17 protein-coding genes, 1 pseudogene and 1 riboswitch are annotated in these 17,577 nt (G+C 34.8%); of the genes and pseudogenes, 16 read left to right on the top strand and 2 right to left on the bottom strand.

The window, feature by feature from the left end; all coding sequences use genetic code 11:
- Positions 1-546: 546 nt before the first annotated feature.
- The 6 genes from HNQ35_RS12940 to HNQ35_RS12915 all read left to right on the top strand — a co-directional run bounded on the left by HNQ35_RS12940 (position 547) and on the right by HNQ35_RS12915 (position 4,513).
- Complete coding sequence (locus tag HNQ35_RS12940; RefSeq protein WP_146938813.1) at positions 547-1,092, top strand: hypothetical protein; 546 nt, start codon at positions 547-549, stop codon at positions 1,090-1,092.
- Between the two features lie 156 nt (positions 1,093-1,248).
- Positions 1,249-1,761, top strand: a complete 513-nt coding sequence (locus tag HNQ35_RS12935) for a hypothetical protein (RefSeq protein ID WP_146938812.1) — start codon at positions 1,249-1,251, stop codon at positions 1,759-1,761.
- Between the two features lie 222 nt (positions 1,762-1,983).
- Positions 1,984-2,781 carry a hypothetical protein gene (locus tag HNQ35_RS12930; protein ID WP_146938811.1) on the top strand — a complete coding sequence of 266 codons (798 nt, stop codon included), beginning with the start codon at positions 1,984-1,986 and terminating at the stop codon, positions 2,779-2,781.
- Positions 2,782-2,855: 74 nt separating this feature from the next.
- Positions 2,856-3,197 (top strand): hypothetical protein, encoded by a 342-nt coding sequence (locus HNQ35_RS12925; protein ID WP_146938810.1) that lies wholly within the window; start codon positions 2,856-2,858, stop codon positions 3,195-3,197.
- Between the two features lie 12 nt (positions 3,198-3,209).
- Entirely contained in the window at positions 3,210-4,022 is an 813-nt protein-coding gene (locus HNQ35_RS12920; RefSeq protein WP_146938809.1) for a hypothetical protein, read from the top strand.
- Positions 4,022-4,513: a hypothetical protein gene (locus HNQ35_RS12915; protein ID WP_146938808.1), complete on the top strand. Its 492-nt coding sequence runs from the start codon at positions 4,022-4,024 to the stop codon at positions 4,511-4,513. The genes HNQ35_RS12920 and HNQ35_RS12915 overlap by 1 nt, the downstream gene beginning before the upstream one ends.
- Before the next feature lie 462 nt (positions 4,514-4,975).
- On the opposite strand, the pseudogene HNQ35_RS14330 reads toward HNQ35_RS12915, so the two are convergent.
- A pseudogene (locus HNQ35_RS14330) lies at positions 4,976-5,137 on the bottom strand (SAM-dependent methyltransferase); the annotation flags it as partial.
- Between the two features lie 43 nt (positions 5,138-5,180).
- The gene (locus HNQ35_RS12910; protein ID WP_146938807.1) at positions 5,181-5,846 is read right to left on the bottom strand and encodes a hypothetical protein; all 666 of its coding nucleotides are present in this window, start codon (positions 5,844-5,846) and stop codon (positions 5,181-5,183) included.
- A 181-nt stretch (positions 5,847-6,027) separates the two neighbouring features.
- On the opposite strand from HNQ35_RS12910, the gene HNQ35_RS12905 reads away from it, so the two are divergent.
- From HNQ35_RS12905 to HNQ35_RS12860, 10 genes are all read left to right on the top strand, one after another.
- Entirely contained in the window at positions 6,028-7,605 is a 1,578-nt protein-coding gene (locus HNQ35_RS12905) for a bifunctional metallophosphatase/5'-nucleotidase (protein WP_146938806.1), read from the top strand.
- Positions 7,606-8,044: 439 nt separating this feature from the next.
- Positions 8,045-8,145: riboswitch (SAM riboswitch) on the top strand.
- A gap of 86 nt (positions 8,146-8,231) precedes the next feature.
- Complete coding sequence (locus HNQ35_RS12900) at positions 8,232-8,948, top strand: AzlC family ABC transporter permease (protein ID WP_146938805.1); 717 nt, start codon at positions 8,232-8,234, stop codon at positions 8,946-8,948.
- Positions 8,945-9,271, top strand: a complete 327-nt coding sequence (locus HNQ35_RS12895) for a branched-chain amino acid transport AzlD family protein (RefSeq protein ID WP_146938804.1) — start codon at positions 8,945-8,947, stop codon at positions 9,269-9,271. The genes HNQ35_RS12900 and HNQ35_RS12895 overlap by 4 nt, the downstream gene beginning before the upstream one ends.
- Before the next feature lie 14 nt (positions 9,272-9,285).
- On the top strand, positions 9,286-10,314 hold the full coding sequence (locus HNQ35_RS12890; RefSeq protein ID WP_146938814.1) for a DUF2332 domain-containing protein: 1,029 nt from the start codon (positions 9,286-9,288) through the stop codon (positions 10,312-10,314).
- A gap of 874 nt (positions 10,315-11,188) precedes the next feature.
- The gene (locus tag HNQ35_RS12885) at positions 11,189-12,205 is read left to right on the top strand and encodes an ABC transporter ATP-binding protein (protein WP_146938803.1); all 1,017 of its coding nucleotides are present in this window, start codon (positions 11,189-11,191) and stop codon (positions 12,203-12,205) included.
- Complete coding sequence (locus HNQ35_RS12880) at positions 12,192-13,124, top strand: ABC transporter ATP-binding protein (protein WP_146938802.1); 933 nt, start codon at positions 12,192-12,194, stop codon at positions 13,122-13,124. The genes HNQ35_RS12885 and HNQ35_RS12880 overlap by 14 nt, the downstream gene beginning before the upstream one ends.
- A gap of 5 nt (positions 13,125-13,129) precedes the next feature.
- Complete coding sequence (gene opp4B / locus HNQ35_RS12875) at positions 13,130-14,092, top strand: oligopeptide ABC transporter permease (protein ID WP_146938801.1); 963 nt, start codon at positions 13,130-13,132, stop codon at positions 14,090-14,092.
- A 29-nt stretch (positions 14,093-14,121) separates the two neighbouring features.
- Complete coding sequence (locus HNQ35_RS12870; RefSeq protein WP_146938800.1) at positions 14,122-15,030, top strand: ABC transporter permease; 909 nt, start codon at positions 14,122-14,124, stop codon at positions 15,028-15,030.
- A 279-nt stretch (positions 15,031-15,309) separates the two neighbouring features.
- Entirely contained in the window at positions 15,310-17,154 is a 1,845-nt protein-coding gene (gene opp4A, locus HNQ35_RS12865; RefSeq protein WP_183330181.1) for an oligopeptide ABC transporter substrate-binding protein, read from the top strand.
- A 107-nt stretch (positions 17,155-17,261) separates the two neighbouring features.
- On the top strand, positions 17,262-17,564 hold the full coding sequence (locus HNQ35_RS12860) for a metal-sensitive transcriptional regulator (RefSeq protein ID WP_146938762.1): 303 nt from the start codon (positions 17,262-17,264) through the stop codon (positions 17,562-17,564).
- The last annotated feature ends 13 nt before the right edge of the window (positions 17,565-17,577 follow it).

The following is a 17,577-nucleotide window of genomic DNA, read 5'->3' as shown; positions in this document are numbered from 1 at the left end:
ATTTTATTAGTTTAACTGATTAGGAGGCTATTTTAATAGAAAAGTGTTCAATTCTATCAAGCAGAAACTGTTGATTCTATTCTAGCAGTTACAACCCTCTGCCTTGGCTGTGGCGTTGCTGTCGCTGTTCCTTTTGGTATTGTAATTTCGCGGCCTTGGCCGTGATGATGCGGTCAGCGCCGTATTTATTCGCCAGCCACTTGTGTACCTGGTCAAAGAAATCCGCCTGGCTAGCCGCCTAAAACCAAAACCATTAAGACCTTTACTTTTTTCGAAAAAGGTAAAACCAAAAAACGACCTCCTGCTGCCTCAGCAAGGGGTGGCTCGAACCTGTTTAAAAATTCAAGGTTGGGGTAGTATTTTTTGAGAAAACCGCTCAAAAAATCTCCATACAAGTGCCTAAATATGTAAGAGGTCAAGCGCTTGCGAGACTAATCAGCATACGGTTAGGAGAACAAGATATTTTTAAACAACGATTTATGCCAAATGAAAAATCACCAGAAACTTTTGAAATTCGGATAACTTAAAGCTAAGTGGGATATGAAAATGAAAAAACCTGTTCCATTTTATTCAGAAATGACTAAAGGAAAGAATGCATTTACTTTATTTATCGATCCAGAAACCAAAGAAGTATTTAGAGCAAATCATAAATCCATTAATCAGATTTTCTATTGGATTGCTTTTGTGCTTATTTTAGCCTTGTTGAGGGCTGTTAAAGTAATTCCAATAACCTATGAACATCCAGTTACTCTGTTTGCCTTTACACTCGTTACAATAGTAATCGGAATGGGAATTGGTATTTCCTTTTATAAAGGAACAATTGGAGAGTTACGACCTTTGGATATTTCTACAGAATCGATTAAGGATTATATGCAGGATGGGAAAAAGCATTATAGAAATGAGTTGTTAATGGCGGCTCTTTTATTTGCTATCTCGATTATTTTTACAGTATTATTTCTCATTTATCTTTCTTTCATCTGGCTAATAGCATCATTTTTCTCTTTTCTTATTTTAGGTTGTATTATTTGTAATATTTCGTTTATAAGATACCAAATTTTATTTAGAAATAAACTGGAATTTGATAAAGAGTAAAGAGAGTGTAATCATTATGATAACGATCCGTGTATCAGAAGAGTTTGAAGAACATTCACAAGTGACATATTGGGAACGCCTTCACTATGGTAATCTAGGTTCAATTTTTAGCTAGGCAGGGAAACCAAAACTTTCAAGTATAAGGGGCAGAAGCAGTTGAAAAATTTAATTCCATTTTATACGGAGAAAAGTAAAGATACTCAAGCTTATACGTTGTTTTTAGATCAAAAGTCTAAAAAAGTGTATAAAGCGTATCATAAAAAAACAAGCGAGGTATTATACTGGATTGCTTTCGTGCTTGTTTTAGCATTACTAAGAAATTTAAAGGATATTTATTATCCAATAAATAAGTTAAGTGTCATCTTACTATTTGTTATTGGAACTTTAAGCGTTGTTCTAGGGATGTATTTCTATAAAATTGCCTATGAAGAAAAAAAGGAAGTTTTTCTATCAGAATATATGGTAGAGAGATATATTGAAAAAGGAAAAAAAGTATTAAAAATAGAAGTTATTACGACTAGTTGTATTTTAGTAGGTTTTATTATTGTGGTGCTGATATTTATCGTCAACAATTGGTTACCTCTATTACTTCTATCCATTTTTTTATTAATCATTTTTGTTACATTATTATGCAGACTTCCTGTTGACAGATTTAAATTACATCGTTGATTAAGCTTTAAAAGGAGCCTCTAGTTTATCGCTAGGGCTATTTCCATTTATGATTTTTATACTTTTGAAAGTATCATTGATTCTGATACCCAGTGTTGGAACCGCAGTGGATGTAGTCGCTGGAATGTTTGTGTTGTTGAATATAAAAATCAGTAATGGATAGGGTAAAAGGTGGTTTTCGTAAATTTAAAAGTTAGTTTAGCTAAAGGGGAATATTTAAAAATGATTTATCGTCAATTAAACAAATTGGATGAAAAAGATTTTGCTGTATTACGAGGACCTCTGGAATCAGGAAGACAAAGCCCAAAATCTATCGGGAGAATTCTTATATTATCGGTGTTTTTACAGACCCTTTTATTTTTTTTAACATATGTAGTTGCAGCGGATCATACGAAATTTCCTTTTAAAGATATCTTGTTTTATTTACATCTTGTAGGAACAGCGATATTAATTTTATTTTCAATCTTATATTCTATTCCGTTCCTTTATAAAAAAAAGCAGAAAACGCAGTATCTTATATCTATACTGGTATCTCAAAACTTTGGTTTGTTTTTTGTTATTAGTTCTTTGTTTTTAATAGGTTCAGATAGAATATTTATTATTAATGAAGGCTCTTTGGTAAAATTGACGATTATTATGTTGTTGCTTGGATTTTTACTTTTAATTGTAACAAGGATTCGTTTTTCCATATTGTTAAGTAAAGGAGAATACCGTCTAGGTTCCAAGAAAGCACAATTAAGAACAAGATTTGAAGCCAAATCTTTATTACCTATTGCTATCATTGCTGGAACAGGAATCTCCTTATTACTTCAGTATATTTTTAAAAATATGATAAGTTTTGATGGTCATATAATGATGATTATTTTATTGGGTCCTCTACTTTTTTACACGATGTTATTTGTCTTACCCGAACAATTAGTTATTTTATATTGTAAAACTCGTTTTGACAGCTTTAACTTTGATCATGATGGGAATTTAAATCCGTTTTCGAGTGAGGAGACTGAAGTAAATGGAATCTGATAATCTATTAATTTATAAGTGAGATAATGGCACTCCTATCCTAAAAAGTAGGATCTAAAGAAGTTGTTTTATACTTGAGCGACTCAATAGGTGGAGGATTAGGTTATTATAGTAATTTAAATGAAGCGCAAGCACAAGTGTTAATGGGTAAAGATGCACATATATATGCAGCAGAAGATACAGCAATTGATATTGCATTAGAGCAGGCAACTATGGCTGTAGCTGGTGGAATTGTTACTACGGGTGCGGCTGCACTAACAGGTGTTGCAGCAGTCGGTGCGGAAGCGGTAACTGCTACGGTTATATTTGGTTGGGGGCTAGGTAAGCTTCTGCATATCGAATTTGGAAAAACGAAAACATCTGCTTCAGGATGGGTGAAAAAAGGATTTCGTAAAATAAAAGGCTGGTTTTTCTAAGGAGGAATAGTAGTGTTGTTAAAAAGACTAGACAAACTGGAAGAAAGTGACTTTGCACTTTTTCGAACATCATTTGAATCTGGAAGACAAACGCCAGATAATTTACGGAATGTGCTCATTTTAGGAATAATTGGTCAGTTGCTGTCCGGATTTGGCATTTTTGCAGCTGCTGACCCAACGATGCATCCTGAATACAACAAAGCAATTCTTTTATCTATACAATACATATTAACTTTTATCTTAATCATATGTTCAATTATTTTTTCTATACCGGCTGTTTATCGTAACTATCAAACTGGTCAGCTAATCGTAGTAAGTCTGATGCTATTAAACTTTATCAGTATATTTCCTTATTTTGCTGCATTATTTATGTTAGTCCGTACGGTTTCTCTTTCCGAGAAGGCATTTTTTATTTTAGCAATCGGTATGTTACTACTAGGAATTTCCTTTTTAATAGCCATAATCGTTCGATTACAACGTTCGTTGGCCAATGGTGACTTTAGGAGGGAAAGTAAAAAACATAATTATGAAAAAGTATTAAAGAGAGAACGTTCTACATTTTCAAAACTACCGGAATTTATAATAGCTGCAACAGGTTTTGTTTTTATTCTAGAATTTTTATTGGAAGGCTTTTTATCAGGTGATATAGAGAACATGATTTTTGTTATCCTATTTTTCGCATTGTTTTTCATGGGGATGTATTTATTTGCTTATTCCGTGATATCCATATACTGTAAAAAGCGCTTCTCCAGTTTTAATTTCGATAAAGAAGGAAATTTACAGCCATGGGGTAGTGGGGATCGAAAAAAACGGGACATAGTCTAGTGTTATATTTGCTTACTGGAAAGAGGGGGTATCGTATAGGAATAACAAATATTTATAAAGTTTTTAATAAGAGCAGATTATATAGAAGTGGACAAGGATTTCGACGGTTAAATGAGGAACTTTTAAATCAAGAAATTAGCAAGCTAGGGGCCGTTCAACAGACTTTGGCAAGATTATGCCATCCTATTTATGCTTCGGAAGATAATAGATTTACCGTTGACTTTTTATTGACTCAGGATGATCGAAAAAAAGGAATTACATTAAAAGAGTTAGAATATTTGATTGATAAAATCAAAAGCATTGAAGGTAACACATTAAGAGAGATATTTATTAGTGTAGAAGAGCAATCTAATCTTGAAAAGTCAAATTCTAAGGTTACAACTAAAAGATTTAACAGATTATTAAATCGACTTTTATTAGGTGAAATGACTTTAAATACCCAACTATACAAAATATTGCGGTCGCACTCCTATATGGGGTGCGTGGATTGAAATCAGCAAGCGTTAGGTATGACAGGAACCTAACGGAGTCGCACTCCTATATGGGGTGCGTTAATTGAAACATTTATAGTTCCTAGAATGTTAATTATCCTAACCTAGAAGTGCGTAATCTATTATCGCTTTCGGTTAGATTGGTAATATTACACAAAAGATGTGTAGTTTGCCATCCACTATTTTTTTACAAAATTCTCGTTACTTTAAAAAGATGAATTAATAAAGTATGCCATTAACCTAGTTTCTTCACTAAATTTTTTAGTTGGGCGAACTTGAAATATAAATAAATCATTATATAAAAAATAAGAACAAGAAGTTGGGAATATCATTTGAAATTAACATTATATACCAAACAAAAAAGAGAAGTGTGTCTTCTAGAGATTATCTCCAATAGCTGAATAAAATATATATTTAAAACAACGATTAATACAAATAAGAGTAAAGAAAGAGGTCTTCTTGCTAGGAAGACCTCATTAAATCTTTATAAGCCTTAATAATAAAGCGATGCTGTTTCACATCAAAAAATCCATTTGATTGAATACGCTTATAGATATCATATAAACCTTCTTCATATTGATCAGTACTAAAATCAGGAATTTGCCATGGTATTGCCATAAAATAAACATGTTAAATAAGCATACCAATGAGAAATATCACTAAGAAACTACTGATATTTCTCATGATACTTTTCAACCCAATCGATATCGATAGGTCCATTGACAACTTTATAGCCACCAGAACGATACAGTAGAACGCGATCTTCATAGATTGAAATCATGTTCGGTTTTCCATCCAAGAAAATAGTCATGTAAAACCCTTTTTCTTGTGAAACATCGCTATCCCATTCGTCATCTTTCATTTTTTTAACGCGATATTGACTTAAAAATTCTATGAGTTCTTCCACTGTTTCTTGTTCATTCGTTTTCCATTCATCATAGTGATCACCAATAAACTTAAATTCAAAATCATTAAATGCTGTTGATTGATAGTTGATGACATCATCTAAGTTTTTTTCTTTATATTCATTCATTATTTTGGCGGAAAATAATGTAATGGGGATAGCCATCATAACAATCATAAAAAGTTTAAAGTTTTTGCTATTCTTGAGCTCCTTCCTTCGAGCGTATGTAGCTAATTTCTCTGATAAAAAAGCCGTTAGTGGAATAATAGCGATGAAGTAGATGACTACAGCCATAAAGTCAGTGATAGCAACCCAAGTTGGTGTTATTCGCTTATAAATAAATTCATAAATAAAAAAACGATAAACATAAGAAATAATAAATAATATAGTGATAAAGAGAATCCAATACAAACCTCTATTTTTATCCATCTCATTCACCAATCTATTTGTTTTCGTTATAAATTCCCAATATTTAGTTCACTTTAACATATGTAATAATATATTAAAAGTGGAGTCAGAATAAATCAATTACTATAACATTCATTTAATAAAACCGTGTATAATGAAAAAAGTGAACGATTCAATCAGCCTAAAGAAGAAAGGAAGTCCGATGATGACTAACAAAGCAAGTATTAAAATTCTTTATACAAGTGATGTTCACGGTCAAGCGATGCCGATTATTTATGGAACAAACGAAGAAGCAGATACTGGTTTAGCAAAATATGCGACAGTTGTTCATAGAAAACGACAGGAGAATGATCATCTCGTTGTCATTGATAATGGTGATTTAATTCAGGGGACACCGTTTATGACCCATTATGTAAAGGACCACTCTGATAAAGAAAATCCGATGGTTACAGCGATGAATGAGATTGGCCTTGATGCATCGATTATTGGCAATCATGAATTTAATTTTGGTCTAGATATGTTATGTTCGGCAGTTAAAGCCTCTCGCTATCCATGGCTTTCTGCAAATATTTTAGATGAAAGAACAGGTGAACCTTATTTCGGAAAGCCGTACATATTAAAAACATTTTCAAACGGTATAAAAGTGGCCATTATCGGCGTGACAACACATTTTATCCCACATTGGGAATCCCCAGAGCATATTAAAGGATTGCAATTTGCCGATGCTTATCAAACTTTAAAACAGTGGGTACAAGATATTCATGAAAAGGAACAGCCACATTTATTAATCGCTAGTTATCATGGTGGGATTGAGCGTGACCTTGAAACAGGTGAACCTTTAGATAAATTAACAGGTGAAAATCAAGCTTATAAAATGGCTCGTGAAATAGAAGGAATCGATATTTTATTAACAGGCCACCAGCATCGGGTGTTAACGGGGACGCTTCGCGATTGTCTTGTTATTCAACCAGGAAGTCATGGGAACATGTATGGAGAAATTGATGTTGAATTCATTCAGAAAGATAACCATTGGTTTATATCAAATATGCAAGCTGATGTGAAAACATTAGAAGGAATAGAAGCAGATCCTGTCATCATAAATAAACTACAAAGTATCGAAACATCCACTCAGAGCTGGCTTAATCAACCGATTGGTCAGATTGAGGGAGATATGACGATAGAAGACCCTTTTTTACTTAAAATAAAGAAACATCCTTTTATCGAATTGATTCAAAAGATTCAGATGGAAGCCACAGGTGCTGATATTTCTGTTACCTCATTATTAAATCAAGATTCACAAGGGTTTCCAGAAATCGTTACGATGCGTGATGTCGTCTCTAATTATATTTATCCGAATACATTAGTCGTTCTCTCTTTAACTGGAAGGGATATCAAGGAAGCAATCGAACAAAGTGCAACCTATTTTATTCTTGATGACGATGGAAACATAACCGTTAATCCAAGTTTTCTTTCACCGAAACCCCAGCATTATAATTACGATATGTGGGAAGGAATTGATTATACGATTGATGTGTCAAAGCCATTTGGCTCGAGAGTAGAGACAATTTATTATCAAGGAAAGCCACTCCGTATGGAAAGTCACTACGATGTCGTCCTAAATAACTACCGAGCAAGTGGTGGTGGAGATTTCGATATGTATAAAAACAAACCCGTTGTAAAAGACATTCACGCGGATATGGTAACGCTTATTAGTAAATATTTTAATAAGCATCAAACTGTCCAAGCAACCGTAACGGAAAATTTCGTTATAAAGGCATAGTCAGATGTATAAAAAGATGTCCTGGTGAACAGTATAAAAAATCAGAACAAATGTTTTTTAGTTTAATTAGTCATAAGTGCCATAAGGTGTTCATGGGTGATGTCTTGCTTTTTTCCTTTGTTTGAAAGGAAGGTGACGCTGATTGTAGTGTCTGAGAATAATATTCATTCTCATATTTGGAATACTTATCGCGCCGGTTCTATTAAGAAATAAAACATCCATTCTTTAGCTTAACGAGTGAATAGAGTGGTTCTTTAACATATGATTACGCGTCGCGTTCTTGAAGGACTATGAGCGCAAGGCTGTCCTATGTTCTTATGGAACGCTTTTTGTTAAGTTGTTTGTTTATATGTAAAGTAGGGTTATAAAAATAAATATGTGTAGAATAATTTGACTAAATTTAATTTTTGGGATAAAATATAATGAAAATTATGATCTATTCTTATCAAGAGAGGTGGAGGGACTGGCCCTGAGAAACCTCGGCAACAGCTTTTAAGCGATGTGCCAACTCCAGATACGTTAATTCGTAGAAGATAAGAAGAGCAAACAATAGGGAATGGATTTGTTTACCTCTTCTTACACTTAAAGAAGAGGTTTTTTGTTTATGAAAGAGAAGGTGTTTTATATTGCAACAAGAAGCGGTTCACACTCAAAGTAAAAATTCTTTTATCCAAGGAGCAAAAGACTGTATTCCGACTTTACTTGGCTATTTAAGTATTGGTTTTGCTTTTGGTGTCGTTGGCACAGTAACAGGACTTAGTTTACTAGAAGTAGCGCTCGTTGCCATCTTTATTTATGCAGGTGCAGCGCAGTTTATATTATGCGCTTTATTAGTAACAAATACACCTGCATTATCCATTGTTTTTACGGTGTTTGTTGTCAATTTGCGTCATTTTCTAATGAGCTTAACGATCGCTCCTTATGTTACAAGATATTCAACGTGGAGAAACATTGGATTCGGTACAATGTTGACGGATGAAACGTTTGGTGTTGCTGTAACTGAAGCGATGAAAAGTAAAAAAATCTATGGGAGATGGCTCGATGGTCTTAATATTACAGCATATGTGTCATGGATCATCGCTTGTGTAGCGGGCGGTTATTTTGGACATTGGATTACCGATGTGGAGAAATGGGGGTTAGACTTTGCGCTGGTCGCGATGTTTATCGCCTTACTCGTTTTACAGTTATCTGAAACAAATAAATCAAAGTTAAATATGTACTTAAAACTCATCATGATCATGTTCATAACGGTCTATATTCTATTAAATTTTTTTTCAACGCATATAACCGTTCTCATTGCAACTCTATTTGTCGCGACGTTAGGAGTGTGGATGGATAAATGACAATTAATTCCTATTTGTTTTGGATTATTATTGGCAGTGGCCTTGTGACATGGCTACCGCGCATTATTCCGTTTATTTTTGTAAAAAACATTCAATTACCTAAAGTGGTCTTAAAATGGTTAACGTTTGTGCCAGTATGTATATTAAGCGCGCTTGTATTTACAAATCTGTTTGAACAAGGGGATAGTATGGCAGTTACATTGAATCTTCCGTATGTATTTGCTTTTATTCCAACCGTTTTGATAGCCGTTTGGACAAAAAGTTTATTTTTAACAGTGGCATTAGGTGTTGTGAGTATGGCAGTGATTCGTTTTATTTTTTAAAATAAGGGGTGTTTATAGTGAGTAAAGCTTCTATATCTAAGTGGTTTAAAAAATTTGCCGCAAATGAATATAAAGGGTCAAGCCCGTTGTATGATTTTTTGTCTAGAAAAATAGCAAAAGATGATGACATCCTTGAATTATGTATGCATGCGAGAAAAGGGCAACCAATCCCTAATTTACTATTCGGTGCTGTCCATTATTTATTGCTAAAAGGGAGTAACCATTCATTAAAGGAATATTATGTGAGTATTGTACAGGAGCCTAAAGCAACAGAAGAATCTTTTCTTCCTTTCAAGGACTTTTGTCGAACTTATCGAGATGAAATGATTTCGATTTTATCCACTAAACTGGTTCAGACGAATGAGGTGAGGCGTTCTGGTTATCTTTATCCAAGTTTTTGTTACATCTATAACATTGTAAAAAGGCCATTATCCTTAATAGAAATTGGGACGAGTGCAGGTCTTCAACTTCTATGGGATCAGTACAGTTATTCATATGGGAATCCTCAAGTGTATGGAAATCAATCGTCAGATGTACATATTACATCAACGATTAAAGGGGAAAATATGCCGCATTTATTAGAAAAAAGTCCACCGGTTAAAACGAAAGTTGGGCTCGATCTGCATGTGAGTCGCTTGGATCATCCGGAAGATTATTTATGGCTAAAAGCGCTTATTTGGCCGGAGCACCAGGAAAGACGTCAATTATTTGAACAGGCAGCAAAGACATTTATAGAAAATCCCGTCAAACTGATAGAGGGTGATGGTATAGCATTGTTAGAAGCGACTGCTATGGAAATGCCGAAAGACACCGCGATATGTATATTTCATACCCATGTCGCTAATCAAATTCCAAATGATCAGAAACTAAAACTGATCGAAAAAATTAAACATATTGGAAAAAAAAGAGACGTTTTTCATCTTTATAATAATATGTGGGATACGAAGCTTCATCTCGATTATATACTTAAAGGAATGGAATATCATAAAACAATTGGAGAAACGGATGGCCATGGTAGTTGGTTTAGTTGGGAGCTAGATTAGAACTTTGATAGTTATATAATTACGGAATAAAAATGAAGCATCAACATCTAATCGGAAAAATTGGGATGTTGATGCTCTTTCCTTATGTTTTTACCTTTTTCGGTTGATGACTATATCTTACCTTTTCAATTTTCCGTTTTTCCTTAGCGAGTGATTTAGATAAGGAATGATTTTTTAATATATCCTCTTCACAACAGTTCATTTTCAAATTATCTTGGCATGCTATGAATAATATTATACAATCAAAAAAGTTAGTCTTTTATTATAGAGGTAGAATTGCATTTGAAGGAAATTAGGATCATTTTATTAATCATTTATCAACTAATAAGCACATTAAATCTATTTAAAACGTTTAGAGCAAGTATATGCAAACTTTTGGTCACTAGGTATGACCATCCCCTGTTGCCTACACCACTACCACAGACACACAGCTTGTGGAAAGGTATCGGTGAGACCTCCGCTCGTGATAGCGTGGGAAGGCTCACTCGCCACCTGTGAATATGTCTGAATCGGTGTATATACAATTCCTGCAAATGTCTCAATCTCATTGTTTTAGACCATTTTTCAAAACAGATATTGAAAACGCTTACAATATCTGTTATCTTTGATGGTGGGTTTATAAGATGGTCATTATTCAATGTTATCCAAATAACGCGTAAAATCTCTACAACATAAATTTTCAAATTAGCTTGAAATTAGAGACTCTATATTATATAATCTAAACAATCAGTTTTTTGAATAATAATAATCAAACAAACTTATCAAATTACTGTATATTTCGAAGAGGGAATTATCTTTCATTTGTAAAGACAACGAACTTGAAAAACGGGTAACACAATGAATTTATGGCAACAGAGGAGATGGGGGGATTACATTGGCAGACAAATTAATTGAGATTAATCATTTAAAGACATCGTTTCGCATCGGCGACGATTACTATGCTGCTGTGGATGATGTTTCATTGTCCTTAAATAAAAATGAAGTGTTAGCTATTGTGGGAGAGTCGGGCTGTGGAAAAAGTGCTCTCGCTTTTTCGATTATGGGACTGCATAATCGTGCGAAAATAGAAGGTGAAATTTTATATCGTAATTATAATTTAGTAGATGTGGATGAGAGCACTTGGAGTAAGCTTCGCGGAAAAAACTTAGGCATGATTTTCCAAGATCCATTAACGGCATTAAATCCACTTATGACAGTAGGTGCACAAATTAGTGAGGCATTATTTTTACATAATCGTAAGTTATCGAATGAAGAAAGAAAAGCGAAAGTCATAGAATTGATAGAAAAAGTAGGTATTCCACGACCAGAGCATGTTTATATGCAATACCCACATGAATTATCTGGTGGGATGCGGCAACGTGTTGTTATTGCCATTGCGATTGCTAATGATCCAGAAGTCTTAATTGCTGATGAACCAACAACAGCATTAGATGCTACCATTCAATCACAAATTTTAGATTTAATCAGAGAATTAAAAGAATCAATGAATGCCGGTATCGTGTTAATCACACATGACTTAGGTGTTGTGGCAGAAATGGCTGATCGGGTAGCTGTGATGTATGCAGGACAAATTGTCGAAATTGTCGATGTACATCGATTGTTTGAGAATCCGCTCCATCCCTATACGAGGTCTTTACTGAATTCCATACCGAATGCGGAAAAAGGTCAAGAGAAACTTCATGTTATTCAAGGTATTGTTCCAGCCTTGCAGAACTTACCACGAGAAGGATGCCGTTTTAAAGATCGAATTCCGTGGATTGATGAATCAGCACATGAAACAACCCCTGAGTTGCACGAGGTTGCACCAGGACATTTTGTGCGCTGTACATGTTATAAACAGTTTCATTTTCCAAATGAAATGAAGGAGGGCCAAGCACATGCCAATTCTTAAAGTTGAGAATTTAAAGGTTCATTTTCCAATCAAAGGTGGTATTTTTGGCCGGACAGTTGACTACGTAAAAGCGGTTGACGGTGTTTCTTTAGAAATTGAAAAGGGAACGACCTATGGGCTTGTAGGAGAATCAGGGTCTGGAAAGACAACGACAGGAAGAGCAATTATTGGATTAAATAAAATTACGTCAGGGAAAGTTTACTTTGAAGGAAAAGAAGTAACTAACTTAAGGAGAAGTCGAGCAAGTTTTCACCGAGATGTTCAAATGATTTTCCAAGATCCTTATTCATCTTTAAACCCGAAGAAGCGGGTACTTGATATTGTTGCTGAACCGTTACGAAACTTTGAAAAAATGTCACGTTCAGAGGAAAAGAAACGTGTTGAAGAATTATTAGAGTTAGTCGGATTAAGTCCTGAGAGTATTGTGAAATATCCACATCAGTTCTCAGGGGGACAACGGCAAAGAATTGGTATTGCTCGTGCAATTGCTTTAAAACCGAAGCTCATTATAGCAGATGAGCCTGTTTCGGCACTTGATGTTTCTGTACAAGCCCAAGTTCTTAATTTCATGCAGGAAATTCAGAAAGAGCTTGATTTAACATTTCTGTTTATCAGTCATGATTTAGGTGTTATTAGGCATATGTGTAATCAAATTGGAATAATGTATAGGGGGCGCTTTGTAGAAGAAGGCCTAACAGAGGACATATTTAATAACCCTCAACATATTTATACGAAACGTCTCGTAGCAGCTATACCTAATATCGATCCGAGTAAACGAGAAGAATCATTACAATTTCGTAAAGAGGTTGATCATGAATACAAACAATCTTACGCTAATTACTTTGATGAAGATGGGCTAGCTTATAATTTGCAACCAATATCTGAGACGCATTTTGTAGCTTTGCCTGAGAAAGGTTGAGTGGTATGTGGAAATTTACAGTACGACGTATATTAATTATGATTCCTCAAATTATTTTATTAAGTGTTTTAATTTTCATATTAGCTAAAATGATGCCAGGGGATGCCCTTTCCGGATTAATCGATCCGAACATTGATCCTGATACTATTGAGGAAAAGCGTGAACAACTTGGACTTAATGATCCATGGCATATCCAATATGTTAATTGGGTAAAGGATTTATTTCAGGGCGATTTAGGTATGTCCTTTTTCTATAAAATGCCTGTTACGGAATTAATTGGACAACGAATTGTAAATACGTTTTGGCTTGGATTAGCGACGCTTATCTTAGTTTATCTCATAGCCGTGCCACTCGGAATTATTAGCGGTCGTTATAACAACACATGGGCTGATCAATTGATTACAGGGTATACGTACATAGGATTTGCAACACCTACTTTTATTTTCGGACTTGTTATGTTATGGATTTTCGGTTTTTATTTTGGTTGGTTTCCAACAGGTGGAAGTGTCACTCCAGGACTCGAACCAGGAACAATGGAGTACGTACTTAGTAAGATTAACCATTTATTGTTACCAGCGATATCATTAGCACTTATCGGAACTGTTAGTACGGTTCAATATTTACGAAATGAAATCATCGATGTCAAGCAACAAGACTTTATTTTAACAGCTAGAGCAAAAGGTGCTCCTGAATCAAGAGTTTATAATCGACATATATTACGAAACTCATTGTTACCGATTGCTGCTTTTTTTGGCTATGAAATTGTTGGATTAATAGGTGGAACCATTTTTATTGAAATGATTTTTAGTTATCCAGGAATGGGTCAGTTGTTTATGGAATCAATCGTCGCTAGAGATTACAGTGTAGCAACATCTCTCGTATTGTTGTATGGTATTGCTACAATTATCGGAACGTTATTATCAGACATTATTCTAAGTATTGTTGATCCACGAATACGTATTAAGTAGGTATATTTAATGAGACTCGAGGTGAAGAAATGAGTAAAGATGTAGTTATTATGTCTGAACAAATAGAAGAATCACATGAAAGTCCTTCAGGATTAAAAGTATTATGGCGTGAAATTATTCGAGATAAACTTGCTCTATCTTCTTTAATATTACTGATCGTTATTTCTATAGGAGTTATTATTGGCTCTGCTATATTAGATTACGATGAAGTAACTAAAGTAGATCTGTTTAATACACATGCTCCACCGTCCTCAGAGAACTGGCTCGGGACGGATTACGGTGGACGAGATGTATTTGGTCAGTTGATTATTGGAACACGGAATTCATTAGCTATCGGTGTTTTGGTGACACTGATGTCTGGGTTTATCGGTATATTATTCGGCTTAATTGCCGGGTATTTTGGTGGTACGATAGATAATATTTTTATGCGTATTCTTGATTTCTTTTTAATACTACCTTTCTTGATGATTGTCATCATTTTCGTAGCTATTGTGCCGAAGTATAGTATTATTTCATTTTCGCTTATTATGACGGCGTTTTTATGGATGGGAACGGCTCGACTAGTCCGTTCAAAAGCCTTACAAGAGAGAGAATTAGACTATGTTAATGCAGCCAAGACATTAGGAACATCTAATCTTAAAATAATGTTGACCCATGTGTTACCAAATTTAAGCTCGATTATAATTGTGAATATGACGTTAAGTTTGGCTGGTAATATAGGGATTGAATCAGGTCTTTCGTTTCTAGGTTTTGGCTTTCCAGAAAGTACACCGAGTTTAGGAACGCTTTTAAGCTATGCGACGAATCCGCAAACATTAGAGTACAGATGGTGGATTTGGTTACCAGCAGCAATTCTCATTTTAATATTAATGTTAAGTGTTCGTAATGTTGGGGAAGCTTTTAAAAGAGCAACAGATGCAAGACAGAGAAGAGGATAATTTTAATACTTTGAAATATTTAGTAACAAAAGACTTGATTTTTTCTAAAAATTAGGTATCTTAGTATAAAAGAAAATAAAATAGCCTAAACAGATGATGACGTACTTTCTGTATAATGAATAGTCAGAATCGACCGAAGAGGTAAAACAATAGGTAAACTTTAATCTAATAAAATTTATTTCGGTATTAACATTAGTATTCTTAGAATATTAATGTTTAATATATAATCCAATTGATTTGGATTTCTATTTTTAAATATAAAGGGAGGGTATTTAAAAAATGAAAAAGTCTACACTTTTTCGATTAATACTAGCGGCAATGCTTGTATTAATGTTGTCACTTGTTGCTTGTAGCAAAGGTGATGACACAGCATCAAAAGAGACAGACGGGAAGAAATCAGAACAAACTGATGATGGGAAAGACAAGGATGAAAAGGAAGAAGGCTTATACTCCATAGACGACTTTGAAAAAACTGTCGAAGGAGAGGCTATGGATGGTGGGGAGTTAGTATTTGGTCTCGTAACGAGTTCACCATTTAAAGGGACTTTAAACTATAACTTCTATTCAGATGCATATGATAAAGACATTTTGCAATGGTTTGATGAATCATTATTATCAATGGATGAGACCTTTAACTATACTCAAGATGGAGCAGCTACATTCGAAGTAAGTGATGATAAAAAGACATTCACATTTACAATTCGTGATGAAGTTAAGTGGCATGACGGTGAGCCAGTAAAAGCAGAAGACTGGGCATTCGCTCATGAAGTCATTGCACATCCAGATTATGACGGTGTTCGCTTTGATGCAACATTAAGAAATATTGAAGGTATTGAAGAATACCATGATGGCGAGGCAGACAGCATTTCAGGTATTGAAGTTTTAAATGATAAACAGTTAAAAATTACGTATAAAGAAGCGACACCATCACTTTTATCAGGTGGTATTTGGACTTATGCACTTCCGAAGCATATTTTTAAAGATATTCCTGTAAAAGATATGTCATCATCAGATGCCGTGCGTAAAAATCCAATTGGGATGGGACCATTTAAAGTTGATAATATTGTCCCGGGCGAGTCTGTAACTTTAAGTAAATTTGAAGATTATTGGAGAGGCGAGCCAAAGTTAGATAAAGTAACGATTAAAGTTATTGGGCCACAAGTAGTTGTGAATGAATTGGAGAATGGTACAGTTGATATGGTCAGCTCATTCCCAACAGACCAATATCCAGATAATGCCGATATGGATAATGTAGAATTCTTAGGGAACGTCGAAATGGCATACACATATATGGGCTTTAAACTCGGAACTTGGGATAAAAAGAACAAACGTGTTAAACCAGATCCAAATGCTAAGATGGCAGATGTGAATTTAAGAAGAGCAATGTGGTATGCAGTTGATAACGATGCGGTAGGTAAGAAGTTCTATCACGGCTTACGTTGGAATGCGACAACATTAATTCCACCGTCACATCCGACATACCATGATGAAACAATTGAAGCACCGACATATGATCCAGATAAAGCAAATGAAATCTTAGATGAAGCAGGCTATACTGAAAGAGATGAAGACGGCTTCCGTATGACACCAGATGGTGAGAAGCTCGTGATTAACTTTGCTTCTATGGAAGGTGGCGATACTGCCGAACCTTTAGCTGAATACTATATGCAAGCTTGGAAAGAAGTTGGCTTAAATGTTCAGTTACTAGATGGTCGTCTCCAAGAGTTTAACGCGTTCTATGAGCGTGTTGGTGAAAAAGGTGACGATGACCCAGAGGTAGATGTCTATCAAGGGGCATGGGGTGTAGGTAGTGACGTTGACCCATCAGGTTTATACGGTCCAGAAGCTATCTTTAACTTCCCACGTTATCAAAGTGATAAAAACGATGAACTGTTAGCGAAAGGTTTATCAGAAGAAGCATTTGATGAAAAATACCGTCAAGAAGCATATAAAGAGTGGCAAGAATTTATGGTAGAAGAAATTCCAGTATTCCCGACGCTTTATCGTGCAGAATTAGTACCAGTTAACAAGAGAGTCGTTAATTACTCAATCGATAGAGCATCTGACATAGAGCTTTATCAATTAGGTGTGACACAAGAAGAGCCATTCAAGGCATCTAAATAAAAAGGTTGTAAGCTAGCACATAACAAGTGCTAGCTTTTTTATTTGACATCTAATACAATAGGGGGGTATAGTATATATAAAATGTAATAGCCTAGAGGGGTGATAAGATGGGGAAATATCTTCGCGATCATCCTGTTACACCACGAACTGATGAAGAGAAAAAATCGATTGTGAATCGTTTGAAGCGGATAGAAGGTCAAGTTCGTGGTATACAGAAAATGGTTGAAGACGATCGCTATTGTATTGATATTTTGGTACAAATTAATGCGATTAATGCAGCGCTTAATAAGGTAGGATTGGCCGTTGGAGAAAGACATATGAAACATTGTGTTACACATGCCGTTCAATCAGGAGAAGGAAATGCAGCGATTGAAGAGTTAATCGATGTGATGAAACACTTCTCTAAATGAAAGAGGTGAGCAT

It is taken from the genome of Cerasibacillus quisquiliarum, assembly GCF_014202495.1.
GTDB lineage: Bacteria > Bacillota > Bacilli > Bacillales > Amphibacillaceae > Cerasibacillus > Cerasibacillus quisquiliarum.
Note: the sequence above shows the minus strand (reverse complement) of the source record. Positions and strands in the feature narration are given on the sequence as shown.